At 68.2% G+C, this 1,359-nt stretch carries 1 protein-coding gene; it reads left to right on the top strand.

Features of this window, described 5'->3' with window-relative positions; genetic code table 11:
* Nucleotides 1-32 precede the first annotated feature (32 nt).
* On the top strand, nucleotides 33-1,359 hold a 1,327-nt coding region (gene pyk / locus AC1DQ3_RS36430), incomplete at its 3' end, for a pyruvate kinase (RefSeq protein ID WP_477124938.1).

The following is a 1,359-nucleotide window of genomic DNA, read 5'->3' as shown; positions in this document are numbered from 1 at the left end:
GCGCGCCGCCCGAGATTGGAAGAGGAGACAAAATGAGACGCCAGCGCAAAGCCAAGATCGTTGCCACGCTCGGACCGGCCAGCACCGATATCGAGGTGATCCGGCAGTTGTTCGAGGCGGGAGCCGATGTGTTCCGCCTGAACTTCAGCCACGGCTCCCATGACGACCACAAGCGCCGCTACGACGCGGTGCGCCAGGTCGAGGCCGAGACCGGCCGTCCCATCGCCGTGCTGGCCGACCTGCAAGGCCCGAAGCTGCGCATCGGTACGTTTGCCGCGGGCAAGGTCGCGCTCAAGGCCGGCGATGTGTTCGTGCTCGACAGCGATCCGAGTCCCGGCGACGCCACCCGCGTGCACCTGCCGCATCCGGAACTGTTCCGCGTGGCCGCGCCGGGCCAATCGCTGCTGATCGACGACGGCAAGGTGCAGTTGAAGATCGATGCGGTGGCCAGCGGCAGCATCGTCACGCGCGTGGTCAACCACGGCACGCTGTCSGACCGCAAGGGCGTCAACGTACCCGACGCGGTGATCCCGATTCCGGCGCTGACCGAGAAGGACCGCAAGGATCTCGACTTCGCGCTTGAACTCGGCGCGGACTGGATCGCGCTGTCCTTCGTGCAGCGKCCGGCCGACATCGTGGAAGCGCGCGAAATCATCGGCACCCGCGCCGGCGTGCTGTCCAAGATCGAGAAGCCGGCTGCGCTGCAGCAGCTGGAGGAAATCGTGCGCGTTTCCGATGCGGTGATGGTGGCGCGCGGCGACCTGGGCGTTGAACTACCGCCGGAGCGCGTGCCGGGCGTGCAGAAGCGCATCCTGCGCATCTGCCGCCAGCACGGCAAACCCATCGTCATCGCTACCCAGATGCTGGAATCGATGATCGATTCGCCGGTGCCCACCCGCGCSGAAGCTTCCGACGTGGCCAGCGCCATCTACGACGGCGCCGACGCGGTCATGCTGTCGGCCGAATCGGCCAACGGCCGCCACCCGGTGCCGGCGGTAGCCATCATGGACCGCATCATCACCGAGGTGGAGCGCGACCCGCTCTACCGCAACCTGCTGGACGCGCAGCACGAGGCGCCGCTGTCCACGCGCCAGGACGCGATCTGCGCCGCCTTGCGCGAAGTCACGCACATCATCGGCGCGGTCGCCACCGTGACCTACACCTCGTCCGGCTCCACCGCGCTGCGCGCGGCGCGCGAGCGACCGTGCGCGCCCATCGTCAGCATCACGCCAAACCTGGAGATCGCGCGGCGGCTGGCCATGGCCTGGGGCGTGCATTCCACCGTCAGCCCCGATGTGCAAAGCGTCGACGAGATGGTGAATGCGGCAACCCGTGCCGCGCTGGCCGAGGGCTATGCCG

The sequence above is a fragment of the Cupriavidus sp. 01T418 genome (assembly GCF_056398885.1).
The sequence above is the reverse complement of the archived record's forward strand: the minus strand, read 5'-3'. Positions and strand labels throughout refer to the sequence as shown.